Raw genomic sequence first — 24,093 nt, 5'->3', positions numbered from 1 at the left:
CGCCGGCTCGACGCACTCGCTGAACACAGAGTGACTGGCCCGGCGTCGAGCCGCAATGGCGCACCGGACGGTGCACGCGGCGTCGCTCGCGATGGCCGCAATGGCTCGTTGCGGCTATTCCGCCTCGCGCGCCGGCGCCAGGATCTCGCGATTGCCGTTCGACGACATCGCCGACACCACGCCCGAATTCTCCATCTGTTCGAGGAGACGCGCCGCCCGGTTGTAGCCGATGCGCAGGTGCCGCTGCACGAGTGAAATCGACGCTCGGCGATTCTTCAGCACGACGTCGACCGCCTGATCGTATAACGGGTCCGACTCGCCTTCGGTGGACGCGGTTCCCGCCGAGCCTTCGTCGCCCTCGCCGCTCACGCCGCCTTCGAGAATGCCCTCGATATAGTTCGGCTCGCCCTGCTCCTTGAGCTTGTCGACGACGCGATGCACTTCATCATCCGACACGAACGCGCCGTGCACGCGCACCGGCAAACCGCTGCCTGGCGGCAGATAGAGCATGTCGCCCATGCCGAGCAGCGACTCGGCGCCCTGCTGGTCGAGAATCGTGCGCGAGTCGATCTTCGACGACACCTGGAACGCCATACGGGTCGGCACGTTGGCCTTGATCAGGCCGGTGATCACGTCGACCGACGGACGCTGCGTAGCGAGAATCAGATGGATGCCGGCCGCGCGCGCCTTCTGCGCGATCCGCGCGATCAGCTCTTCGACCTTCTTGCCGACGACCATCATCAGGTCGGCCAGTTCGTCGATGACGATCACGATGTTCGGCAAACGCGTCAGCGGTTCCGGATCGTCCGGCGTCAGGCTGAACGGATTCGGCAGCTTCTCTTCGCGCTTGGCCGCTTCGTCGATCTTGTTGTTGTAGCCGGCGAGGTTACGCACGCCGACCTTGCTCATCAGCTTGTAGCGGCGCTCCATTTCGGCGACCGCCCAGTTCAGCGCGTGGCCCGCCTGGCGCATGTCGGTGACGACCGGACACAGCAGATGCGGGATGCCTTCGTAGACGCTCATTTCGAGCATCTTCGGATCGATCAGGATCATGCGCACCTGCTCGGCGCTCGCCTTGTACAGCAGCGACAGGATCATCGCGTTGATACCCACGGACTTGCCCGAACCAGTCGTGCCGGCGACGAGCAAATGCGGCATCTTCGCGAGATCCGCGCACACGGGCTTGCCGCCGATGTCCTTGCCGAGACCCATCGTGAGCGGCGACGCGGCATCCGCATACACGGCCGAGCCGAGAATTTCGGACAGGCTCACGGTCTGACGGCGCTGGTTCGGCAGCTCCAACGCCATGTAGTTCTTGCCCGGAATCGTTTCGACGACGCGAATCGACACGAGCGACAGCGAGCGCGCGAGATCCTTCGCGAGATTAACGATCTGACTGCCCTTCACGCCCGTGGCCGGCTCGATTTCATAGCGCGTGACGACGGGCCCCGGATACGCGGCGACCACGCTCACGTCGACACCGAAGTCCTTCAGCTTCTTCTCGATCAGGCGCGACGTGAATTCGAGCGTGTCCGCGGAAATGGTTTCCTGCGCGGCTGGCGCGGGGTCGAGCAGCGCGATGGGCGGCAGCGTGGAGTCGCCGGGCAGATCGGTAAAGAGCGGCACCTGGCGTTCCTTCTCGACACGCTCCGACTTCGCCGGCGTGGCGAGCGGCGGCACGATCACTACGGGCTCGTGCTCCTCGATGCGCACGCGGCCCTTCTCGACCTTGCCTTCGCGCTTCACGGCGGCCGCTTCGCCGAGCTTGCGATCGAGCCCGGCCTCGCGGCGCAGCTTCGCGAACGTCACCGCGGAAATGATCGATTCGCCGACCTTCTCCGCGACCGACAGCCACGAAAAACGGAAGTACAGCGACAGCCCGATCCCGAGACCGAGCAGCAGCGCGAGCGTGCCACCGGTGAAGCCGAGCGCATGCGAGATGCCGCGCGCGACAGCCTCGCCGATCACGCCGCCAGGCGCGCGCGGCAACTGCACCTTCAGCGACCACATGCGCAGCGCCTCGAGGCCGTTGCACGACAGCAGCACGAGCATGAACGCGAACGCGTCCGCGAGCCAACTGACGCCGCGCGGCGCGTCGTCGTCCTGCGGCTCTTCGTTGCGGGTGATGCGCTTGTAGTTCGCGGAGATGTGGCGGCCGAGCAGCACGATCCACCAGTAGGCGGACAGACCGAACAGCAGCAGCAGGATGTCGGAAGTCCACGCGCCGACGCGGCCCGCCCAGTTCGAGATATGGTCGACCTGCGCGGCATGGGTCCAGCTCGGGTCGTGCCTGCTGTAGCTGACGAGCGACATCAGCAGGAACACGCCGAGGGCCACCTGCAGAATCCAGCGGATTTCGGTGAAGAGGCGCGACATGCGGTGCGGCAATGCCTGCGCGCTCGCGGTATAGGGAGCTTTTGCCATTGATCCTGTTGCCTGGGGTAGCCGGTTCAGGCTGAAACTGCCGCCGGGAACGCGGCCCGAGCCTCGCCGCGCACGGCTTCGGGCCCGATCCCGGCTAACGGAAACTTCGATCCGGGCTATTGTAAACGCTGTGTCCCGCGCGAGGCTGTAAATGACGGTAACCTGGCTGTTTGACCACAGACGCATGCGCGAGGCGCGCTGAATTCGCCGTATCGCGCCGCGGGCTCGCCCCGAGCGCCCACGCCGCCACGCTATCGCGGCGATCAGAAAGCTTGATGGCGCAGCGGCACGCCCCGCCCTTTATAATGCCCGACTGATACCCATCTACAGTTTCAGCTCAAAAACGCACGGCTACGCAGCGGCGAGCCGCGCGCCGTACAAGGATTCGATCATGCCCGCAACTGCAACGAAACACGCCAAGGTTCTGATTCTCGGTTCCGGTCCCGCCGGCTACACGGCGGCGGTTTACGCGGCGCGCGCCAACCTCGCGCCGGTGCTCGTCACCGGCATCGCGCAAGGCGGCCAGCTGATGACCACGACCGACGTCGAAAACTGGCCCGCCGACGCCAACGGCGTGCAAGGCCCGGAACTGATGGCGCGCTTCCTCGAGCACGCCGAGCGCTTCAATACCGAGATCATCTTCGACCACATCCACACGGCGAAGCTCGATGAGAAGCCGATTCGCCTGATCGGCGATTCGGGCGAATACACGTGCGATTCGCTGATCATCTCGACGGGCGCATCGGCGCAGTATCTCGGCCTGCCGTCGGAAGAGGCGTTCATGGGCAAGGGCGTGTCGGCCTGCGCGACCTGCGACGGCTTCTTCTACAAGCAGCAGCACGTCGCCGTGATCGGCGGCGGCAATACGGCCGTCGAAGAGGCGCTCTACCTCGCCGGCATCGCGAAGAAGGTGACCGTGATCCATCGCCGCGACAAGTTCCGCGCCGAGCCGATCCTGATCGACCGTCTGCTCGCGAAGGAGAAGGAAGGCGTCGTCGAGATCAAGTGGAACCATGTGCTCGAAGAAGTAACCGGCGACAACTCCGGCGTGACCGGCCTGCGCATCAAGCACACGCAGAGTGGCGAGACCACTGACATCGCGCTGCAGGGCCTGTTCGTCGCGATCGGCCACAAGCCGAACACGGACATCTTCGACGGCCAGCTCGAGATGAAGAACGGCTACATCATCACGAAGGGCGGCCTGAACGGTTTCGCGACCGCGACCAGCGTGCCGGGCGTGTTCGCCGCGGGCGACGTGCAGGACCACATCTATCGCCAGGCGATCACCAGCGCGGGCACCGGCTGTATGGCCGCGCTCGACGCGCAGCGCTATCTCGAGACCATCAACGAAATGGCCGGCGAGCACGCGATGAGCGCGGAAGCGGACCGCTGATCCGCGCCGCGCTGCCGTATGTCGAGACGAAGTCCCGACAAACGGGCGCGACAGTAAAATGACGGTGGCGCAGCGCTGCTGTCATTGGCTCACGAAGGCCGCGGCTGAAATGCCGGCGGCCTTTGTCGTTTTTGCCGTCTTGTCAATGTGCATCGAGCGCGTTGGCAGCACCACCGACCGACCTTTCCGCCTGTATTGCCGACATGCCGAAGAATCAGCCCCATCCGAACGAACCGAAACGCCCGCAAGCCGCCACGCGTCCCGCGCCCGCAACGGCTGCGCCCGCCGTCGCACCGAAGCTCGATCGCGCATCGGGGCTCGCCGGACTCGGTGCGTTGCGTGAAGCGTTGAAGGGCGAAGCCGAGCGGCGCGAGCGCGAACAGGCGGCGACGCGAGCGGCGCAGCGCGAAGCGGCCGCCGACGCCGATCTGTTCCGCCGTGAGATCGGCGAAGTCGCGCCGCTCGCGATTGCGCCGCGCGCGACGCTCACGCGCAATCCCCCGCCGCCGCTGCCGGTGCAGACGCTGCTCGACGAGGAGGCGGTGCTGCACGAAGCGATCTCCGACGAATTCGACCCCGAAGTGCTGCTCGAAACCGACGAAACGCTGTCGTATTGCCGCCCCGGCTTGAGCCGCGACGTAGTGCGCAAGCTGCGGCGCGGCGACTGGATCGTGCAGGCGCAGATCGACCTGCACGGCATGCGGCGCGAAGAGGCGCGCGAGGCGCTCGCGGAATTCATCCGCGAATCGGCCAAACGCGGCCTGCGCTGCCTGCGCGTGATTCACGGCAAGGGTCTGGGGTCGATCGGCAAGGAGCCGGTGCTGAAGGGCAAAGTGCGCGCATGGCTCGTGCAGAAATCCGAAGTGATCGCGTTCTGTCAGGCGCGCCCGCATGACGGCGGCGCCGGCGCGGTGGTCGTGCTGTTGCAGCCGGGGTCGTTGCCGCCGCATGGGGCGAGCGCGAAGGTCTGAGGTCGATTTTTTCGGCCGTCGTTCGTCGTGGGGTAAACGGCCAGCCTGGCCGTCGCGCGGTGTGGCTCTCGTCGTCACCGCGTACTCGTGCTGTGTAACCGTCAAAGGTGAATCGCGATGCCCCCGCTGCTTTATGCCCATCCATTCTCGTCCTACTGCCAGAAGGCCCTGACCGCGCTGTACGAAAACGGTACGCCGTTCGAGATGCGCGTGCTCGCGCATGACGACCCGAAGGTCATGGCCGAATTGGCCGCGCTGTGGCCGATCAAGCGCTTCCCGGTGCTCGTCGACGGCGGGCGCACGGTGGTCGAGGCGAGCATCATCATCGAATATCTGGGCCTGCATTATCCGGGGCCTGTCACGCTGTTGCCCGCCGATCCGCGCGTGGCGCTCGAGGTGCGCACGATGGACCGCTTCTTCGACAACTACATTTCGACTCCACAGCAAAAAGTCGTGTTCGATAGCCTGCGTCCCGAAGCCGAGCGCGACCGGCGTGGCGTCGCCGATGCGCGCGCGCTGCTCGACACTTCGTACGCATGGCTCGACCGTCACATGGCCGAGCGCGAATGGGCCGCCGGCGACAGCTTCAGCCTCGCCGACTGCGGCGCCGCCCCGTTCCTGTTCTACGCCGACTGGACGCACCCGATCGACCCCGCGTTCGCGCACGTGCGCGCGTACCGGCAGCGGCTGCTCGCGCGGCCCTCGTTCGCACGCGCGGTCGACGAGGCGCGGCCCTACCGGCCGCTATTTCCGCTGGGCGCGCCGGAGCGGGATTGAGCCACGAGCGGCGGTGGCAGTTGCGCGCGAACGAGACGCGGCAGACAACCAGTTTTGCTGGCTGTAGACTTCCTGTCGTGTCGCAAACCTGCCCCGCCCTTCTTCTGGCTCACCACCCACAAGGCACACCATGGACCGTTTCGAAGCGATGGAGATCTTCACGCGCGTGGTCGAAGCGAACAGCTTCACCAAGGTTTCGGAATCGCTCGATCTGCCGCGCGCGAAGGTCAGCCGCACGATCCAGGCGCTCGAGGAACACGTCGGCGTGCGGCTCCTGAACCGCTCGACGCGCCAGGTCAGCGTGACCGAAGACGGCGCATCGTTCTACGAGCGCTGCGTGCGCATTCTCGCCGACGTCGCCGATGCCGAGTCGTCGCTGTCGAGCAAGCGCGAGAATCCGGCGGGGACGATCCGCGTCGACACCTCCGGCACGCTGGCGCGCTCGCTGCTGCTGCCCGCGCTCGACGACTTCTACGCGCAATACCCCGCGATCGACGTACGCCTCGGTCTCGCGGACCGCAACATCGATCTGATCCAGGACGGCGTCGATTGCGTGATCCGCATGGGCACGCTCGACGAGTCGAGCCTCGTTGCGAAGCGCATCGGGCTTGCGCGCATCGTCACGTGCGCATCGCCCGCGTATCTGCGCAAGTTCGGCACGCCGACCACACTGGAGGACCTCGGCGAGCATCGCGCGGTCAACTACGTGTCCGCGCGCAGCGGCAGGACCTTCCCGTTCGAATACGAAGTGGACGGCGAAATCGAGCGCGTCGCGATGGATAGCACGCTCGCCGTCAACGACGGCTCGGTGTACATCACGGCGGCTGTGTTGGGCCACGGCATCATCCAGCCGTCGCGCTTCATGGTCGCCGAACTGATCGAGCAAGGCGCGCTCACAGAGATTCTCGGCAACTACACGAGCCCCGGTACACCGCTGTCGATTCTGTATGCGCATCGCCGCAATCTGAGTTCGCGGTTGCGCGCGTTTATCGACTGGGCCAGCGAGCTCGCGCGCAACAATCCCGACTTGCGTTTGCCCGGGGCGGCGTAACGGCTGCAAAAGAACAGAAGCCCCATGCGCAATTCAACGCATGGGGCTTTTCTGTAGCGACGGATTCAGCGCTTAGGCGACGACTTACGCAATCCGCTCTTCATTCGCCGGATCGAACAACACCGCCTTCGACGTATCGAACAGCAGCGTCGCATTCTGCTCCGGTTGCGGGTTCGACGCCGGGTGCACGCGGCTCACCACGCGCTTGCCGTTGATCTGCGCGAACACCAGCGTGTCCGGACCGGTCGGCTCGATCACGTCGACCTTCACTTCGACCGGCTGCAGCTTCGAGTCGTCGCCGTGCGCGCCGCGCGCATCGGTGATGCGTTCCGGACGCAGGCCGAGAATCACGTTGTTGCCGACGTGCGAGCGCACCTTCGCCGAATCGAACGGCAGCACCAGCACCTTGCGCGCGACGCCCGTATCGAGTTCGATGCCGACGCCCGAGCCCTGCTCGACCAGCTTGCCTTCGATGAAGTTCATCGGCGGTGCGCCGATGAAGCCCGCGACGAACAGGTTCGACGGCGAGTCGTAGATTTCCTGCGGTGCGCCGAACTGCTGAACGATGCCGTCCTTCATCACCGCAATGCGGTCGCCGAGCGTCATCGCTTCGATCTGATCGTGCGTCACGTAGACGATCGTCGTGCCGAGGCGCTGATGCAGCAGCTTGATTTCCGAACGCATCTCGATACGCAGCTTCGCGTCGAGGTTCGACAGCGGCTCGTCGAACAGGAACATCACCGGATCGCGCGCGAGCGCGCGGCCCATCGCGACGCGCTGACGCTGGCCGCCCGACAGCTGACCCGGCTTGCGATCGAGCAGATGCTTGATCTGCAGCGTGTTCGACACGCGCTCGACGATCTGCGTCTGCTCCCGCTTCGGCACCTTGCGGATGTTCAGGCCGAACGAGATGTTCTCGCGCACCGTCATCGACGGGTACAGCGCGTATGACTGGAACACCATCGCGATGTCGCGATCTTTCGGCGACAGGTTGTTGACCGTCTTGCCGTCGATCTGGATCTCGCCCTTGGTCACGGTTTCGAGACCGGCAATCATGTTGAGCAGCGTCGACTTACCGCAGCCCGAGCCGCCGACCAGAATCAGGAACTGGCCGTCCTCGATGTCGATGTCGACACCCTTCAGAACCGGCACCCCGTTCGGGTAGGTCTTGTACACGTCACGGATGGAAAGGCTTGCCATGCTGTGAATCCTCTAGTCTCTGGTACTGCTTGAAAACGTCTTGTCAGGCGACGACGGCACGCGTTCGGTGTAACGCCGTCGCTCCAGGGTGATTTAGCCCTTCACCGCGCCCGCGGTCAGGCCGCGCACGAAGTAACGTCCGGCGATGATATAGACGAGCAGCGTGGGCAGCGCCGCGATGATCGCGCCGGCCATGTCCACGTTGTATTCCTTCACGCCGGTCGAGGTGTTGACGAGGTTGTTCAGCGCCACGGTGATCGGCATCGAATCGACGCCGGAAAACACGATACCGAACAGGAAGTCGTTCCAGATCTGCGTGAATTGCCAGATCAGGCACACCATGAAGATCGGCAGCGACACCGGCAGCAGGATCTTCGTGAAGATCGTGAAGAAACCCGCACCGTCGATCCGCGCGGCCTTCACGAGTTCAGCCGGCACGCTCACGTAGAAGTTGCGGAAGAACATCGTCGTGAACGCGATACCGTAGATCACGTGCACGAGCACGAGGCCGCTCACCGTGTTCGCGAGGCCGAGGATGCCTTCGAGGCGCGCCATCGGCAGCAGGATCGCCTGGAACGGAATGAAGCAGCCGACCAGCAGCATCGTGAAGATCGGATCGGCGCCGCGGAACCGCCAGTGCGTGAGCACGTAGCCGTTGAACGCGCCGATGATCGACGAGATCAGCACGGCCGGAATCACCATGCGCACCGAGTTCATGAAGAACGGCTGCATGCCGTCGCAACGCACCCCCGTACACGCGCCGCTCCACGCCTTGAGCCACGGCGCGAAGGTCCAGCTCGTCGGCGGCGTCAGCAGGTTGCCGGCGCGCAACTGGTCGATGTCCTTGAACGACGTCGACAGCATCACATACAGCGGGAACAGGAAGTACAGCGCGAACAGAACCAGGGCCGCGTAAATGACGGCACGGCTAATCGTCATCTTAGGCTGCATTGCGGGTGCTCCTCGATTCCAGATACATCAGCGGCACGAGCACGGCCACTACGGTAGCGAGCATCATGATCGACGATGCCGCGCCGACGCCGAGTTGCCCACGGTTGAACGAAAACGTGTACATGAAAATGGCCGGCAGCGACGACGACGTGCCCGGACCGCCGGCGGTCAGCGCGACGACCAGGTCGAACGTCTTGATGGTGATGTGGCAAAGGATCAGCAGCACGGAGAAGAACACCGGCCGCATGCTCGGAATCACGATCTTGCGGTAGATGGTCGGCAGGTTCGCGCCGTCCATCTGCGCGGCCTTGAAGATCTCGCTGTCGACGCCGCGCAAGCCGGCGAGGAACAGCGCCATCACGAAGCCGGTGGACTGCCAGACCGCCGCGATCACGATACAGAAGATCGCCCTGTCCGGGTCGCCGAGCCAGTTGAACGAGAAGCTCGTCCAGCCCCAGTCGTGAAACACCTTCTCGATGCCGATGCTCGGCGTCAGAATCCATTGCCACGCGGTGCCGGTCACGATGAACGACAGCGCCATCGGATACAGGAACACGGCGCGCAGCGCGCCTTCGTTGCGGATCTGCTGATCGAGCAGGATCGCGAGCAACAGACCCAGACCGATGCAGATACCGATGAACGGAATGCCGAACCAGCCGAGGTTCGCGGCCGAAGTCCAGAACACGTCGTTCTGGAACAGTTCGCGATAGCGGTCGAGACCCGCGAACTCCCAACGAGGCATCAGCCGCGAAGTAGACAGCGACAGATAGCCGGTGATTGCGATAAAGCCATACACGAAGATCAGGCTGATCACGACGCTGGGTGCGAGCACCAGCTTCGGAATATAGCGATCGGCAAGGGCCGCCATGGGCGACGTGCGGCGGGTGACGGTGGCCGTTTTCCCGTTCCCGCTGATGGAAGCAGTCACTACTCGACTCCTGCTGAAACTGTACCGCCGGGATGCCCATGCGCGCATGGCGCGGAACCGCGACGGTCTGGGTGTGACTCCATGAAACCAGGGTGAGCCGGGTGGCGCCGGACTGCGCTGCGAACGAAAGCAGCGAGGTCCGATCCCCCACGGCCCGAAGGGCGCGCCCGGTGCTTCGGATGCAAGCCGCCGGGCGCAACGCTTCGTACTTACGCTTACTTGGTCTTCGCTGCCTTCGCGAGAGCCTGAACCGCGGTCTTCGAATCTTCCTGCGAGTTCATGAACTTCGTGACGACGTCGGAGATCGCGCCTGCCGCGGCATCCGGCTGAGCCATGCCGTGAGCGAGCGACGGCACATAACCGCCGGCCTTGATCGCAATCTGCTCATCCGCGTACGACTTCTTCGCGCAGTCGTCGAACTTGTCCATCGGCACGCCGAGACGCACCGGGATCGAGCCCTTGTACAGGCTGAACTGCTCCTGGAACGCCGGCGACATGATCGTCTTCGCGAGCGCGAGCTGGCCCGGCGTCGCGGCCTTCTGGCCCTTCTGCTGGAAGAACACGAACGAGTCGACGTTGAACGTGTAGGCCTTCTCCGTGCCCGGCACCACGGCGCAGACGTAGTCCGTGCCCGACTTCTTGCCGGCGTTGGTGAATTCGCCCTTCGCCCAGTCGCCCATGAACTGCATGCCGGCCTTGCCGTTGATGACCATGGCCGTCGCGAGGTTCCAGTCACGGCCCGTGCGACCCGCGTCGAAGTAGCCCTGGATCTTGCGGACCGTGTCGAACACGCCGACCATCTTGTCCGAGGTCAGCGTCTTCTCGTCGAGGTCGACGAGCGCCTTCTTGTAGAAGTCCGCGCCCTGCGACAGCACGACGTCTTCCCACAGCGTCAGGTCCTGCCAAGGCTGGCCGCCCATCGCGATCGGCTGGATGCCCGCGGCCTTCATCTTGTCGGCCACCGCGAAGAACTCAGGCCACGTGGTCGGCACCTTGCCGCCTGCCTTGTCCAGCGCAGCCTTGTTGATGTACAGCCAGTTCACGCGGTGCACCGAGAAGGGAGCGGCGACGTAGTGGCCGTCCGCGCGAATGATCTTGTCGATTTCCGGCGGCAGGTTCTTCTTCCAGTCGCCCGCGACCGAGTCGATTGGCACCAGCACGCCCTGCGAAGCCCATTCCTGGATCAGCGGACCCTTGATCTGCGCGGCGCTCGGTGCGTTGCCCGAGATCACCTGCGTCTTCAGTGCCGTCATGGCAGCCGCGCCAGCGCCGCCCGCGACCGCGAAGTCCTTCCACGTGTAGCCCTGCTTCGTCATGTCGTCCTTGAGGACGCCGACGGCCTTGGATTCGCCGCCCGAAGTCCACCAGTGCAGCACTTCGATCGACTCGGCGGCCTGCACGGCCGACACGCCACACATCAGACCCGCAGCGCACAGAGCGCCCATGATCGCGCGAAATTTCATTGCTTATCTCCTCCAGACACCTGAACAAAAAAACGAATGGCCCCTGATGTCGCCAGGGTGCTGTGGTTGGTTCAAACAGGCAAAACACTGGCGATCGAGCACGGTCGGGCGCATGCGCGAGGGCATGTGCCGGCGGACCGATGTCCGGCCGCTGGACGCTCAAGAGGTGAGTGGTTCGGGATGCAACTGACTGTCTCCTCTTTTGATTTTTGCCTGCCCGCATCGCGCTGCAGACTCGAGGTACCTCATACGCCAACTCGACGCCAGCCTGACGTCGGCTGCGGGCAACGACCCCGCAAGCCCGTCGACTCCCCGGCTTTCCGTAAGGTCCGCCGGCACCCTGCTGGCGCGTACCGGAAGGCGTTGTCCCATTGTCCGTTAGCGTGCCGGGGACGCCCGCCGATTCGCAAAAAGCGTGCATTCCGTCAGTACAGCGCACGCTTTTTTCATCGAATTAACGCTACCTCTTGATTTGGATTGTAGTTAAACTACAATTCAGTGTCAAAAAATATTTTATCGGACTACGGTCGCTCTTCCGGGGCGCTGCGCGTGCAGTGTCCGATCAGCGCGGCGACCCTTCAGGACATCGACGGAGACTCATGCATACCGACGCAAGCTTCACCTTCGTTCTCTTCGGCGGAACCGGCGATCTGTCGATGCGCAAGATCCTGCCCGCGCTGTTCGAGGCGCACCGCGCGGGCGGCATGCTCGCCGACAGCGGCAAGATCGTCGCGCTCGCGCGGCACGTCGAGGATCGCGGCGAGTATCTGCAGTGGGTCGACGGGCACGTCAAGCCGCATGTGTCGAAGAACGGCCTCGACGAAGCCGCGTGGACGAGCTTCCTCGCGCGCATCGAGTTCGTGAAGATCGATCTCGGCAATCCGGATGACTTCGCGCAACTGCGCGACGCGATCCAGGAGATGCCCGGCATCCGCGTGTTCTATCTGGCAACGGGTCCGTCGCTGTTCGTGCCGATCTGCCATGCGCTCGCCGCGGTGGGCCTGAACCACAATGCGCGCATCGTGCTCGAGAAGCCGCTCGGCTACGACCTGAAGTCGTCGAACGCAATTAATGATGCGGTCGGCGAAATCTTCGCGGAAGAACAGATCTACCGGATCGACCATTACCTCGGCAAAGAGCCGGTGCAGAACCTGCTCGCGCTGCGCTTCGGCAATGCGCTGTTCGAGCCGCTGTGGCGCCGCGAGTGGGTCGAAAGCATCCAGATCACGATCGCCGAGGAACTCGGCGTCGAAGCGCGCGGCGACTTCTACGACAATACCGGCGCGCTGCGCGACATGGTGCAGAACCACCTGTTGCAGTTGCTGTCGATCGTCGCGATGGAGCCGCCCCACTCGATGGATTCCGACTCGGTGCGCGACGAAAAGCTGCGCGTGCTGCGCGCGCTCAAACCGGTCGAGCCGCAGGAAATCGGCAAGGTCGCGGTGCGCGGCCAGTATCATTCGGGCGTGATCCGTGGCAACACGGTCCCGGCCTACGCGACCGAGCACGGCGTGAAGCCCGATAGCTCGACCGAGACCTTCGTCGCGCTGAAGGTCGAGATCGAGAACTGGCGCTGGGCCGGCGTGCCGTTTTTCCTGCGCACGGGCAAGCGGCTCGCCGATCGCGTCGCCGAGATCGTCGTGAATTTCCGTGCGGTGCCGCATTCGGCGCTTGGCGCGTCGGCGCTGCGCGCGGGCGCGAACCGCCTCGTGATCCGTCTGCAGCCGAACGAGACGATTCGTCTGTACTGTCTCGCGAAGCAGCCCGGCGAGGGTATGAACCTCGCGAGCGTATACCTCGATCTCGCGTTCGACCGGTTCTTCCGCGAAGGCCAGATGGAGGCCTATCAGCGGCTGCTGCTCGACGTGATCCACGGGCGCCTCGCGCTGTTCGTGCGGCGCGACGAACAGGAAGCCGCATGGCGTTGGGTCGAGCCGATCCTGAACGAGTGGAAGGCCTCGACCAAGCCGCCCAAGCCGTACGCGGCGGGCACGTGGGGACCGGCCGCGGCGAGCGCGATGCTCGCCCAGCACGGCACCTGCTGGCTCGAGGAAGAGAATTGAATTTGATGAATCGATGAACGGCGCCGCGCGCGATGAACACCTCGGCGCGCGGCGCCGGCAACACCACCGACGAACTGAACGGAGTCGCGCCGGTATCGCGTCATGCGTTTGCAGGCCACCCGCCTTGCAGGCATCGTGCGAGAGCAGTCAGGCTGATTCCGCAGACCTAACAAGAAAGCAGCACGGAGGAGAAGTGATCGAGCTTCACGCTTTCGACGACCAGCGCGCCCAATCCGACGCGCTGGCGAAAGCGGTGGGCGACGCGTTACATGCGTCGCTTGCCGCACAGGCGGCCGGCACCGGCACGTCAACCCCGCTCGCGCGCCCGGCCATGCTGGCCGTGTCCGGCGGCAGCAGCCCGCGTCCGTTCCTGCAAACGTTGTCGACGCAGACGTTCGACTGGCCCCGCATCGCGATCACGCTGGTCGACGACCGCTGGGTGCCGGAGACCGATAGCGCGAGCAACGCGCAGCTCGCGCGCGCCACGTTGCTGCAGAACGCGGCGCAACACGCGACCTTCTGGCCGCTCGTCGACACCACCCAGGATCTGCATTCGCACGTCGCCGCGCTGAACGCGGACGCGCGCTTTGCCATGGCGCCCGACGTCGCGGTGCTGGGCATGGGCGAAGACGGCCACACCGCGTCGATCTTCGCCGACGCGCCCGAATGGGATCACGCGATCAACACGACCGAGCGTTTCGTCGCCGTGCATCCGGGCGCGGCGCCGCACGCGCGCGTGAGCTGGTCGCTGTCCGCGCTGAAGGACGTGAAGCATCTGTTTCTGCTGATCGCAGGGCCGCGCAAGATGGACGTGCTCAACGCCGCGTCCGCCGCGCTACAAAAAAATGCCATCTCGCAGCTGGCGAACGACAAGGGAGTGAGACTCGATGTCTACTGGTGTGCAAACTAAAGCTGTGCCGGGCGCGGTCCAGCACGCCGATGGACCGAGGCTCCTGGCCGACATCGGCGGTACCAATGCGCGTTTCGCGCTCGAGACGGGCCCCGGCGAAATCGGCTCGGTGCAGATCTATCCTTGCGCCGACTACCCGAGTGTCGCCGACGTCATCAAGAAGTATCTGAAGGACACGAAGATCGGCCGCGTCAATCACGCGGCGATCGCGATTGCGAACCCGGTCGACGGCGACCAGGTCAGCATGACCAATCACGACTGGACCTTTTCGATCGAAGCGACGCGCCGCGCGCTCGGCTTCGACACGCTGCTCGTGGTCAACGACTTCACCGCGCTCGCGATGGCGCTGCCCGGCCTCACCGATGCTCAGCGCGTGCAGGTGGGCGGTGGCCAGCGCCGGCCGAACAGCGTGATCGGCCTGCTCGGCCCCGGCACCGGCATGGGCGTGTCGGGCCTGATTCCCGCCGACGACCGCTGGATCGCGCTCGGCAGCGAAGGCGGCCACGCCACCTTCGCGCCCGCCGACGAGCGTGAAGATATCGTGCTGCAGTACGCGCGCAAGAAGTGGTCGCACGTGTCGTTCGAACGCGTGGCCGCGGGGCCCGGCATCGAGGTGATCTATCGCGCGCTCGCGGGCCGCGACAAGAAGCGCGTGCCGGCCAGCGTCAATACCGCCGATGTGGTCAAGCGCGCGCTCGAAGGCGAGCCGCTCGCGGCTGAATCGGTCGACGTGTTCTGCGGCATTCTCGGCACCTTCGCCGGCAATATCGCGGTGACGCTCGGCGCGCTCGGCGGCATCTATATCGGCGGCGGCGTCGTGCCACGCCTCGGCGAGTTCTTCGCGCGTTCATCGTTCCGCCAGCGCTTCGAGGCGAAGGGCCGCTTCGAGGCGTATCTGCAGAACGTGCCGACCTATGTGATTACCGCCGAATACCCGGCGTTCCTCGGCGTATCGGCGATTCTGGCGGAGCAGCTGTCGAACCGCGCGGGCGGCAGCTCGTCGGCGGTGTTCGAGCGGATTCGCCAGATGCGCGATGCGCTGACGCCGGCCGAGCGCCGCGTCGCCGAACTCGCGTTGAACCACCCGCGTTCGATCATCAACGATCCGATCGTCGACATCGCGCGCAAGGCCGACGTCAGTCAGCCGACCGTGATCCGCTTCTGCCGCTCGCTCGGCTGCCAGGGGCTGTCGGACTTCAAGCTCAAGCTCGCGACCGGTTTGACCGGCACGATTCCGGTCAGCCACAGCCAGGTGCATCTCGGCGACACCGCGACCGACTTCGGCGCGAAGGTGCTCGACAACACCGTGTCCGCGATTCTGCAATTGCGCGAGCATCTGAACTTCGAGCACGTGGAACGCGCCATCGACCTGCTGAACGGCGCGCGGCGCATCGAGTTCTACGGACTCGGCAATTCGAACATCGTCGCGCAGGACGCGCACTACAAGTTCTTCCGCTTCGGCATTCCGACCATCGCGTACGGTGACCTGTACATGCAGGCGGCCTCGGCCGCGCTGCTCGGCAAGGGCGACGTGATCGTCGCGGTGTCGAAGTCGGGGCGCGCGCCCGAGCTGCTGCGCGTGCTCGACGTCGCGATGCAGGCCGGCGCGCAGGTGATCGCGATCACGTCGAGCAACACCCCGCTCGCGAAGCGTGCGACGGTCGCGCTGGAAACCGATCACATCGAGATTCGCGAGTCGCAACTGTCGATGATCTCGCGCATCCTGCACCTCGTGATGATCGACATTCTCGCGGTCGGTGTGGCGATTCGGCGCGCGGTGCCGAGCGACGACGTCGCCGAGACGGTCGAGAAAGCGCGCGAAGGCGCCGACGACGACGCGACGGCCGTGCTCGACTGGCTCAGTCACGGCGCTGCTTCGTCGGCGCGCGACTGAGCCTCCGTGAACGGCTGTCCCGATCCGCTTGCGGTGAACGAACCCGCGGCGTGTGCATCGTCTTCGATGCGCCCGCCGCGGGTTTTCCTGTTTGGGGACGCGAAAAGCGACCGATAATAGGCGCTCTATCTCCTGGCCGAACCGCTTTGCCATGATCATCCGCCCGCATCTCCACTGGTTTCACATGCTGCTCGCGTGGCGCGGCTCGGTGCTGCCGCAGTTGCTGCCGCGGCTCCTGCTGATCTTCTTCATCTCGATCATTGCGCTCGCCGCACACGATCATCTGCTGCCCGTCAGCCTGAACCTGAACTCGATCGCGCCGTTCTCGCTGGTCGGCATTGCGCTCGCGGTGTTTCTCGGCTTTCGCAACAACGCGAGCTACGACCGCTGGTGGGAGGCGCGCAAGCTGTGGGGGCAGTTGCTCAATGAGTCGCGCTCGCTGACGCGCGAGGCGCTGACGCTGCCGTCGCGCGAGTTGCCCAAAGAAGAAGCCGCCGCGTTTCTGGCGATGCTGAGCGCGCTCCCGCATGCGCTGCGTCATCAGTTGCGCAAGACCGAACCGCGCGACGACCTTGCCGCGCGGCTGCCCCGCGCACTGTTTGAACGTGTGATTGGATCGCGCTACAAGCCAGCCGCCCTGTTGCTGTGCCTCGGCGAATGGGTGCAGCGCGCGGCACGCGCGGGGGCGCTCGATCCGATGGCGGTGCTCGCGTTCGATCGCAATCTGAGCGGGCTGTCGGATGTGATCGGCGGGTGCGAGCGCATCGCGTCGACGCCACTGCCGTTCGCGTATTCGGTGATGATCCACCGCACCGTGTACTTCTTCTGCGCGTCGCTGCCATTCGGACTCGTCAATAGCATCGGCATTTTCACGCCGGTGTTCGCGGTGTTCGTCGCGTACACGTTCATGGCGCACGAAGCGATCGCGTCGCAGCTCGAAGAACCGTTCGGCACCGACGACAATGACCTCGCGCTCAACACGATGTCCGCGATGATCGAGGATGCGATGCGCGATCTGCTCGGCGAGCCGGCGCTCGCGCCGCCGCAGCCGCGCGAAGACCGTTATCGATGGGATTGAATGCGCGGTGGGCCGCGCCGGTCGGCGACCGTCAGTGGTTGCCGGCCGTTTCGGAGAGCCGTTTGATCGTCGCGACGCGCGCGCCGATGATGTCGATACGCCCGTGCTCGTCGACGAGCCGCGTCGACGCCGTCAGATACGCGCTCCACGCGCGTTGCGCGTGCACGAGCGTCGGCCGCGATTGCGCCGGCATCTTCGATTCGAGCACACGATAGTAGCGCTTCAGATCGAACATCGCGTGTTCGCAACGCGCGTCGGCGTTGCAGGCGCGCGGCCGGCGCGGCGCCGGACCGTTCGAATCGGCGAGCGCGCTGCGCAGCGCGAGCGCGCGGTCGCGCACCGGCTGCAGCTGCATGTCGGCTTCGGAAAGCACGTACATCGAACCTTGGGTCGTGGCGAAGACCGCGGCAAGCAACTGCTTCTCGGCATCGCGCGACGCGAGCCAGCTCGACTGGCTCCTTTCCCACAGCCTGCGCCGCGCGGGCGGCAGCTTCGCGAGCAACTGCTGGTACGCGTTGTCGACCGCGACCTTCCAGCCGATGCGCGCAGCGTCCATGCACTGCACCTGCCCCATCGTCGTCGACATGTCGGCGCGCGCGAGACATGCGCGCATCGACGCGTCGATCGGATCGGCGGCGGCCACCTCGGCATGCGCCGCCGGACTCGCGATGCCGCCGAACCCCACCGTGCCGGCCGCCAGCGCGAAGGCCAGCACGCCGGGCCCCGCGCCGCCAGCGGCCGATCGCCGCGAGGCCCGGCAGAAACGTCACCCACCCCATCGTCAGATGCGCACGCAATCGACGAAGTATTCGATGCGCCCGTTGACCATTTCGCCGACGAGCCCGTGGATATCCGTATGGAAGCCCGGGAAGCGCTCGTTGAACTCGCGCGCGAAGCGCAGATAGTTGACGATGGTCCTGTTGAAACGCTCGCCCGGAATCAGCAGCGGAATGCCCGGCGGATACGGCGTCAACAGGATCGACGTGACACGGCCTTCGAGCTCGTCGATCGGTACCCGATCGATCTCGCGGTGCGCGAGCTTCGCGAACGCGTCGGAGGGCTTCATCGCCGGCTCCATGCTCGACAGGTACATCTCGGTCGTCAGACGCGCGATGTCGTTCGCGCGATACACGCTGTGGATCTGCTGGCACAGGTCGCGCAGGCCGACACGCTCGTACATCGGATGATGCTGCACGAACTCGGGCAGCACACGCCACAGCGGCTGGTTGTTGTCGTAATCGTCCTTGAACTGCTGCAGCTCGGTCACCATCGAGTTCCAGCGGCCCTTCGTGATGCCGATCGTAAACATGATGAAGAACGAGTACAGGCCCGTCTTCTCGACGATGATGCCGTGCTCGGCCAGGTACTTCGTGACGATCGCGGCCGGAATACCGGTTTCGCCGAAGCCGCCGTCCATGTCGAGACCCGGCGTGACGATCGTCGCCTTGATCGGGTCGAGCATGTTGAAGCCTTCGGCGAGCGGGCCAAAGCCGTGCCACGCGTCGTTGGGGCGCAGCATCCAGTCGTCGCGCGAGCCGATGCCTTCCTCGGCGAACTGGTCCGGGCCCCACACCTTGAAGAACCAGTCGTCGCCGTATTCGGTGTCGACCTTGGTCATCGCGCGGCGGAAGTCGAGCGCTTCAGCGATCGACTCCTCGACGAGCGCGGTGCCGCCCGGCGCTTCCATCATCGCCGCGGCCACGTCGCACGACGCGATGATCGCGTACTGCGGGCTCGTCGACGTATGCATCAGATACGCCTCGTTGAAGCGATGCTTGTCGAAGCGGCTGTTCTTCGAATCCTGCACGACGATCTGCGACGCCTGCGAGATGCCGGCGAGCAGTTTGTGCGTGGAGTGCGTTGCGTACACCATCGCGCCGATGCGCGGACGGCCCGCGCCGATGGCGTGCATGTCCTGATAGAACTCGTGGAATTCGGCGTGCGGCAGCCACGCTTCGTCGAAGTGCAGCGTGTCGAGCCATTCGCCCAACATCTCCTTGATCATCTCGACGTTGTAGATCACGCCGTCGTAGGTGCTTTGCGTGATCGTCAGAATGCGCGGCTTCAGGTTCGGGTTCTTCGCGAGCGCTTCGCGCGCGAACGGGTTCGCCTCGATCTTCTTGCGGATGTTCTCCGGTTCGAACTCGCTGCGCGGAATCGGGCCGATGATGCCGAAGTTGTTGCGGGTCGGCGTCAGGAACACCGGGATCGCGCCGGTCATCGTGATCGCGTGCAGGATCGACTTGTGGCAGTTGCGGTCGACCAGCACGATGTCGCCCGGCGCCACCGTGCCGTGCCAGACGATCTTGTTCGAGGTGGAGGTGCCGTTGGTCACGAAGAACACGTGGTCGGCGCTGAAGATGCGCGCGGCGTTGCGCTCCGAGGCCGCGACCGGACCGGTATGGTCGAGCAGCTGGCCCAGTTCGTCGACCGCGTTGCAGACGTCGGCGCGCAGCATGTTCTCGCCGAAGAACTGGTGGAACATCTGGCCGAGCGGGCTCTTCAGGAACGCGACGCCGCCCGAGTGACCCGGGCAGTGCCACGAGTACGAACCTTCTTCCGCGTACTGCACCAGTTCCTTGAAGAACGGCGGCGCCAGCGAGTCGAGATACACCTTCGCCTCACGGATGATATGGCGCGCGACGAACTCCGGCGTGTCCTCGAACATATGGATGAAGCCGTGCAGCTCGCGCAGGATGTCGTTCGGCAGATGGCGCGAAGTGCGCGTTTCGCCGTACAGGAAGATCGGAATATCGGCGTTGCGGCGGCGCACTTCGGTCACGAACGCGCGCAGCGCGACGATCGCGGCGGCAAGCTCGGGCGTCTCGCCTTCGACGACCACGTTATCGACGTACGGCAGCAGCTCGTCGTCGTCGATCGACAGGATGAAGCACGACGCGCGGCTCGACTGCTGCGCGAACGAGGTCAGATCGCCGTAGCTCGTCAACCCGAGCACTTCCGCGCCTTCTTTCTCGATGGCTTCGGCCAAAGCCCGGATGCCGGAACCCGAGATGTTCTCGGAGCGGAAATCTTCGTCGATGATGACGACGGGGAAACGGAACTTCATGGGCGATTCTCCAAAAAGAAAACGACCGCTGCGTGACGTAAAAAGCGCAGCGGTCACCCGAATAACTGGTGGGTCAAGACGCTGCCGGCGTCACGTTTTCGGCAATGTGACGCCGTGCTGACCTTGATACTTGCCGCCGCGATCCGCGTACGACGTTTCACAAATCTCGTCGCTTTCGAAAAACAGCACCTGGGCGACGCCTTCGTTCGCGTAAATTTTCGCAGGCAAAGGTGTCGTATTCGAGAATTCGAGCGTGACGTGGCCTTCCCATTCCGGCTCGAACGGCGTCACGTTAACGATGATCCCGCAGCGCGCGTAGGTCGATTTGCCGAGGCACACGGTCAGCACGCTGCGCGGAATACGGAAATACTCGACCGTGCGCGCGAGCGCGAACGAGTTCGGCGGGATGATGCAGACGTCGCCCTTGAAATCGACAAACGACTTCTCGTCGAAGTTCTTCGGATCGACGATCGTCGAGTTGATGTTGGTGAAGATCTTGAATTCGTCGGCGCAGCGGATGTCGTAGCCGTAGCTCGAAGTGCCGTAGCTGACAATCTTCCGGCCATCTTCGGAGACGCGAACCTGATCGGGCGCAAACGGCTCGATCATCTTGTGCGACTCGGCCATGCGCCGGATCCACTTGTCAGATTTGATGGTCATAGGTGAGAGCTGCTCGACGTGAATATCAGGTGTGACGAAAGATAGATGAAAACGGCCGGCGGCGGCGCCCAGCCGGCAAAGGCCGCTTATTTTACGCGATCACGGAGACGCTGCCGCAGATGGCGCGAGGCGCGCCCGATGAAGGGGGTCCGCCGACTGGCACGACGCCGTTGCGGGGCGGGCGCGGCGAAAGCGCGCTCGCGCTTCACTGCTGGCGAATCACGCCGCAGGCGATCGCCGCGCCCGCGCCATGCTGAGGGTAAGCGTAGGGATCGGTCGCATCGCGGTGGAGCAGTACCGCGCGCTGCAGCACCGAGCGGATGCCGTCGAGCGACACGTCCGGCGCGACGATGAAGCCGGTGGCCACGCCGTTCGCGTCCGCATGGATGTTGCCGAGATCGCCCTCGACGCGCGCGCCGGCCTTGAGCCGTTCGGCCGCCGGCGAAAACACCGGACCGGCGCTGGAGCCGTCGGCGGCGTTGCAGTCGCCGCGCTCGTGCACCTGCAGCGCGTGGTCGCTATTGGGCGGCAAGCCCGTGAGATTGTAGGTGACCTGGACGCCGTCCGAGCGCTCGATAAAGGTCACGAGACCGTGCGCCTGATTGCCCACGGTGGGCAGCAGTTGCGCGTCGGCGCGCTTTTCCTGTGGTCTCAGGAATACGCCACAGCCGCTCAACAGCACACAGCCGGCAGTCAGGACGATGAACGCATGTACCGCGTGCCCGTCGATTCGTTTTCCCATGCGATCCTCTTGTCGGCCTGGCGGCGGCCCCTGCGGCCGCCGAGCCGAACTCGTGAAGTCGACATGATACCGCGAGAGTTCGTGAAAATAGGGATCGAGATCACCCCTAATCCCTCGCCCGAACGGCCGCTCAGGTGTTCTGCACGACGATGTTCGGAAACTTCGAGCTCATGTCGCGCGCGCGTTCGGCGATATGCACCGCGACCTTGCGCGCGATCGAGCGATAGAGCTCCGCAATGCGCCCGTTCGGGTCCGCGACGACCGTCGGACGGCCCGAGTCGGCCTGCTCGCGGATCGTGATGTCGAGCGGCAGGCTGCCGAGCACCTCGACGCCATACTCCTTGCCCATGCGCTCGCCGCCGCCGGCGCCGAAGATGTGCTCCTCGTGCCCGCAATTCGAACAGATGTGCAGGCCCATGTTCTCGACGATGCCGAGAATCGGGATACCGACCTTTTCGAACATCTTGAGGCCCTTCTTCGCGTCGAGCAGCGCAATGTCCTGCGGCGTCGTGACGATCACGGCGCCCGTAACCGGCACGCGCTGCGCGAGCGTCAGCTGGATGTCGCCGGTGCCCGGCGGCATGTCGACGATCAGATAGTCGAGTTCGTGCCAGTTGGTCTGGCGCAGCAGCTGTTCGAGCGCCGAGGTCGCCATCGGGCCGCGCCACACCATCGGGTTGTCCGCCTCGATCAGGAAACCTATCGAGCTGGCCTGCACGCCGTGGCCGGTCATCGGGTTCATCGATTTGTCGTCGGGCGATTCGGGGCGACCCTCGATGCCGAGCATGGTGGGCAGCGACGGGCCGTAGATGTCGGCGTCGAGAATGCCGACCGCCGCGCCCTCGCTCGCGAGCGCGAGCGCGAGATTCACGGCGGTCGTGCTCTTGCCGACGCCGCCCTTGCCCGAGGCAACCGCGACGATGTTCTTCACGCCGGGCAGCAGTTTCACGCCGCGCTGCACGGTGTGTGCGGCAATCTGTTGCGAAACCTCGACGCGCACGTTCGCGACGCCGGGCACCGCGCGCAACGCGTCGGCGAAGCGCTGGCGGATCGCGTCGAACTGGCTTTTCGCCGGGTAGCCGAGCGTCACCTGAAGGTTGACCGCGTCGCCCTCCACAACCACGTTGCGGATGCTCTTCGCGGCCGCGTACGGCGCGCCCGTGTTGGGGTCAGTGACGGCCGCGACGGCGGCGTCGACCAAAGCCCGATCGATACTCATTGAAACTCCGTGGGGAAGAGGTGCGGCGCGGCGAGATGGACCGATCGGCCACGCGGCGGAATTTGCAAGAAATTGTTATGCGGCATTGCGAAAATCGAACGTGCCGGGCACCCTTCGGGGCACGCGGGACGCCGTAGGGTCGCATCACTGTGTGTTTCAGGCACTATTGTAGTGTCTGACGGCACACGGTGCCCGAAGACCCTTCTTCGCTGTAGGACCGCGCGAAGCAAGGCGCAGGAATCGTTCCCGAACTTTCTGAGTGGTCGGTGCATTGCCGTAATGTTCGCTGCATAGACTGACCGCTACCCGCTAGCTCATTCGCACTCGAAAGGAAACCAAAATGAATGCAAGAATCATGACTCGCGTGGCCGTATTCGCCGTGGCCGGCTCGCTGGTGGCAGGCTGCGCAACCCAACAGGGCACCAATACAGCAGTCGGCACCGGCGTGGGCGCTGGTGCCGGCGCGGCGATCGGCGCGATCTTCGGCGGCGGCAAGGGCGCGGCGATCGGCGCGGCCACCGGCGCCGCGGTGGGCGGCGTCACCGGCTACAACTGGGACAACATCCGCAACCGCATGTCGGGCGCGACCAAGGGCACCGGCACGCAGATCACCGAGCAACCTGACGGATCGCTCAAGCTGAACATCCCGAGTTCGGTCACGTTCGACACCAGCAGCTACGCGATCAAGCCGTCGTTCGCACCGGTACTCGACCAGCTCGCACAGACGCTGCAGCAGAATCCGGAAGTCGTCGCGTCGGTCGTCGGCCATACGGACAGCACCGGCTCGCTGCAATACAACGAGACGCTGTCGGTCAATCGCGCGCAGAGCGTGACCGGCTATCTGGCGCAACGCGGGATCGCGCCGCAGCGCCTGTCGGCCACCGGCATGGGCCCGAACCAGCCGATCGCCGACAACAACACCGAAGCCGGCCGTGCGGCCAACCGTCGCGTCGAGATCTATCTGCGCGCCACGGCCCAGCACGCGACCCAATAAGGGCAAGTCTCAAGGAGAAGGCGCCGCCGGGCCGGCCGGGCTTCAGCCGCACGCGCCCGGCTTGCGGGCGGGACGAGCCGCCGGAACGGTTTGTCGACGGATCGAAAAAATTTCGAACTCTGCGGAAAATCCGCGGTCTGTCTTTACGGTACGTGGCTGGCGAAGCCATCACGTCACCATTCTCCTCTTGTCGTTGTTGCTCCGGGGTTTATCGACCCCGGTTTTTTTTTGCCCGCGCGGTTTTGCACCCCGCTTCGCCAGGCATCGTTCCTGGCGGTCCCCCAACCGCAGCGCCCGCCCCCATCCCC

Annotated in this window: 19 protein-coding genes; 9 read left to right on the top strand and 10 right to left on the bottom strand. The window is 64.9% G+C overall.

The window, feature by feature from the left end; translation table 11 throughout:
- Positions 1–114: 114 nt before the first annotated feature.
- On the bottom strand, positions 115–2,424 hold the full coding sequence (locus OKW26_RS37875; protein WP_184021169.1) for a DNA translocase FtsK: 2,310 nt from the start codon (positions 2,422–2,424) through the stop codon (positions 115–117).
- Between the two features lie 391 nt (positions 2,425–2,815).
- On the opposite strand from OKW26_RS37875, the gene trxB reads away from it, so the two are divergent.
- The 4 genes from trxB (at position 2,816) to OKW26_RS37855 (ending at position 6,616) form a co-directional block, all read left to right on the top strand.
- Complete coding sequence (gene trxB, locus OKW26_RS37870) at positions 2,816–3,817, top strand: thioredoxin-disulfide reductase (RefSeq protein WP_429356771.1); 1,002 nt, start codon at positions 2,816–2,818, stop codon at positions 3,815–3,817.
- A 203-nt stretch (positions 3,818–4,020) separates the two neighbouring features.
- Complete coding sequence (locus OKW26_RS37865; protein WP_429357167.1) at positions 4,021–4,788, top strand: Smr/MutS family protein; 768 nt, start codon at positions 4,021–4,023, stop codon at positions 4,786–4,788.
- Positions 4,789–4,905: 117 nt separating this feature from the next.
- Entirely contained in the window at positions 4,906–5,565 is a 660-nt protein-coding gene (locus OKW26_RS37860; protein ID WP_429356770.1) for a glutathione S-transferase family protein, read from the top strand.
- A 130-nt stretch (positions 5,566–5,695) separates the two neighbouring features.
- Entirely contained in the window at positions 5,696–6,616 is a 921-nt protein-coding gene (locus tag OKW26_RS37855) for a LysR family transcriptional regulator (RefSeq protein ID WP_429356769.1), read from the top strand.
- An 84-nt stretch (positions 6,617–6,700) separates the two neighbouring features.
- On the opposite strand, the gene OKW26_RS37850 is transcribed toward OKW26_RS37855, so the two are convergent.
- The 4 genes from OKW26_RS37850 to OKW26_RS37835 all read right to left on the bottom strand — a co-directional run bounded on the left by OKW26_RS37850 (position 6,701) and on the right by OKW26_RS37835 (position 11,158).
- Positions 6,701–7,816: an ABC transporter ATP-binding protein gene (locus OKW26_RS37850; protein ID WP_429356768.1), complete on the bottom strand. Its 1,116-nt coding sequence runs from the start codon at positions 7,814–7,816 to the stop codon at positions 6,701–6,703.
- 93 nt (positions 7,817–7,909) lie between these two features.
- Entirely contained in the window at positions 7,910–8,767 is an 858-nt protein-coding gene (locus OKW26_RS37845; protein WP_429356767.1) for a carbohydrate ABC transporter permease, read from the bottom strand.
- Positions 8,757–9,695, bottom strand: a complete 939-nt coding sequence (locus OKW26_RS37840) for a carbohydrate ABC transporter permease (protein ID WP_184059610.1) — start codon at positions 9,693–9,695, stop codon at positions 8,757–8,759. The genes OKW26_RS37845 and OKW26_RS37840 overlap by 11 nt, the downstream gene beginning before the upstream one ends.
- 215 nt (positions 9,696–9,910) lie before the next feature.
- On the bottom strand, positions 9,911–11,158 hold the full coding sequence (locus tag OKW26_RS37835; RefSeq protein WP_184059612.1) for an ABC transporter substrate-binding protein: 1,248 nt from the start codon (positions 11,156–11,158) through the stop codon (positions 9,911–9,913).
- Between the two features lie 599 nt (positions 11,159–11,757).
- Here OKW26_RS37835 and zwf point away from each other — a divergent pair.
- The 4 genes from zwf to OKW26_RS37815 all read left to right on the top strand — a co-directional run bounded on the left by zwf (position 11,758) and on the right by OKW26_RS37815 (position 17,103).
- The gene (gene zwf, locus OKW26_RS37830; RefSeq protein WP_184059614.1) at positions 11,758–13,221 is read left to right on the top strand and encodes a glucose-6-phosphate dehydrogenase; all 1,464 of its coding nucleotides are present in this window, start codon (positions 11,758–11,760) and stop codon (positions 13,219–13,221) included.
- Between the two features lie 193 nt (positions 13,222–13,414).
- Positions 13,415–14,131: a 6-phosphogluconolactonase gene (gene pgl / locus OKW26_RS37825; RefSeq protein WP_429356766.1), complete on the top strand. Its 717-nt coding sequence runs from the start codon at positions 13,415–13,417 to the stop codon at positions 14,129–14,131.
- Positions 14,109–16,025, top strand: a complete 1,917-nt coding sequence (locus OKW26_RS37820; RefSeq protein WP_187614126.1) for a bifunctional transcriptional regulator/glucokinase — start codon at positions 14,109–14,111, stop codon at positions 16,023–16,025. The genes pgl and OKW26_RS37820 overlap by 23 nt, the downstream gene beginning before the upstream one ends.
- A 151-nt stretch (positions 16,026–16,176) precedes the next feature.
- Entirely contained in the window at positions 16,177–17,103 is a 927-nt protein-coding gene (locus OKW26_RS37815) for a bestrophin family protein (RefSeq protein ID WP_429356765.1), read from the top strand.
- 31 nt (positions 17,104–17,134) lie between these two features.
- On the opposite strand, the gene OKW26_RS37810 is transcribed toward OKW26_RS37815, so the two are convergent.
- The 5 genes from OKW26_RS37810 to apbC all read right to left on the bottom strand — a co-directional run bounded on the left by OKW26_RS37810 (position 17,135) and on the right by apbC (position 22,791).
- On the bottom strand, positions 17,135–17,818 hold the full coding sequence (locus OKW26_RS37810) for a lysozyme inhibitor LprI family protein (RefSeq protein WP_429356764.1): 684 nt from the start codon (positions 17,816–17,818) through the stop codon (positions 17,135–17,137).
- A gap of 66 nt (positions 17,819–17,884) precedes the next feature.
- Positions 17,885–20,170 carry an arginine/lysine/ornithine decarboxylase gene (locus OKW26_RS37805; RefSeq protein WP_018419715.1) on the bottom strand — a complete coding sequence of 762 codons (2,286 nt, stop codon included), beginning with the start codon at positions 20,168–20,170 and terminating at the stop codon, positions 17,885–17,887.
- 90 nt (positions 20,171–20,260) lie between these two features.
- The gene (gene dcd / locus OKW26_RS37800; protein ID WP_008924193.1) at positions 20,261–20,830 is read right to left on the bottom strand and encodes a dCTP deaminase; all 570 of its coding nucleotides are present in this window, start codon (positions 20,828–20,830) and stop codon (positions 20,261–20,263) included.
- Positions 20,831–21,035: 205 nt separating this feature from the next.
- The gene (locus tag OKW26_RS37795; RefSeq protein ID WP_090803451.1) at positions 21,036–21,572 is read right to left on the bottom strand and encodes a superoxide dismutase family protein; all 537 of its coding nucleotides are present in this window, start codon (positions 21,570–21,572) and stop codon (positions 21,036–21,038) included.
- A 130-nt stretch (positions 21,573–21,702) separates the two neighbouring features.
- Positions 21,703–22,791, bottom strand: a complete 1,089-nt coding sequence (apbC, locus tag OKW26_RS37790; RefSeq protein WP_090803450.1) for an iron-sulfur cluster carrier protein ApbC — start codon at positions 22,789–22,791, stop codon at positions 21,703–21,705.
- 340 nt (positions 22,792–23,131) lie between these two features.
- Between apbC and OKW26_RS37785 the strand changes: the two genes are divergently transcribed.
- Positions 23,132–23,785 (top strand): OmpA family protein, encoded by a 654-nt coding sequence (locus OKW26_RS37785; RefSeq protein ID WP_184059624.1) that lies wholly within the window; start codon positions 23,132–23,134, stop codon positions 23,783–23,785.
- Positions 23,786–24,093 lie beyond the last annotated feature (308 nt).

The sequence above is a fragment of the Paraburkholderia sp. 32 genome, assembly GCF_050435345.1.
GTDB classification, from domain to species: domain Bacteria; phylum Pseudomonadota; class Gammaproteobacteria; order Burkholderiales; family Burkholderiaceae; genus Paraburkholderia; species Paraburkholderia tuberum.
The sequence above is the reverse complement of the archived record's forward strand: the minus strand, read 5'-3'. Positions and strand labels throughout refer to the sequence as shown.

Coding starts and splice junctions, on each gene's coding strand:
- OKW26_RS37875 (WP_184021169.1), bottom strand. CDS start 2,424: ATGGCAAAAGCTCCCTATACCGCGAGCGCGCAGGCATTGCCGCACCGC.
- OKW26_RS37835 (WP_184059612.1), bottom strand. CDS start 11,158: ATGAAATTTCGCGCGATCATGGGCGCTCTGTGCGCTGCGGGTCTGATG.
- OKW26_RS37795 (WP_090803451.1), bottom strand. CDS start 21,572: ATGGGAAAACGAATCGACGGGCACGCGGTACATGCGTTCATCGTCCTG.
- OKW26_RS37850 (WP_429356768.1), bottom strand. CDS start 7,816: ATGGCAAGCCTTTCCATCCGTGACGTGTACAAGACCTACCCGAACGGG.
- OKW26_RS37820 (WP_187614126.1), top strand. CDS start 14,109: ATGTCTACTGGTGTGCAAACTAAAGCTGTGCCGGGCGCGGTCCAGCAC.
- OKW26_RS37865 (WP_429357167.1), top strand. CDS start 4,021: ATGCCGAAGAATCAGCCCCATCCGAACGAACCGAAACGCCCGCAAGCC.
- OKW26_RS37855 (WP_429356769.1), top strand. CDS start 5,696: ATGGACCGTTTCGAAGCGATGGAGATCTTCACGCGCGTGGTCGAAGCG.
- OKW26_RS37805 (WP_018419715.1), bottom strand. CDS start 20,170: ATGAAGTTCCGTTTCCCCGTCGTCATCATCGACGAAGATTTCCGCTCC.
- zwf (WP_184059614.1), top strand. CDS start 11,758: ATGCATACCGACGCAAGCTTCACCTTCGTTCTCTTCGGCGGAACCGGC.
- OKW26_RS37860 (WP_429356770.1), top strand. CDS start 4,906: ATGCCCCCGCTGCTTTATGCCCATCCATTCTCGTCCTACTGCCAGAAG.
- OKW26_RS37845 (WP_429356767.1), bottom strand. CDS start 8,767: ATGCAGCCTAAGATGACGATTAGCCGTGCCGTCATTTACGCGGCCCTG.
- OKW26_RS37815 (WP_429356765.1), top strand. CDS start 16,177: ATGATCATCCGCCCGCATCTCCACTGGTTTCACATGCTGCTCGCGTGG.
- trxB (WP_429356771.1), top strand. CDS start 2,816: ATGCCCGCAACTGCAACGAAACACGCCAAGGTTCTGATTCTCGGTTCC.
- OKW26_RS37785 (WP_184059624.1), top strand. CDS start 23,132: ATGAATGCAAGAATCATGACTCGCGTGGCCGTATTCGCCGTGGCCGGC.
- apbC (WP_090803450.1), bottom strand. CDS start 22,791: ATGAGTATCGATCGGGCTTTGGTCGACGCCGCCGTCGCGGCCGTCACT.
- dcd (WP_008924193.1), bottom strand. CDS start 20,830: ATGACCATCAAATCTGACAAGTGGATCCGGCGCATGGCCGAGTCGCAC.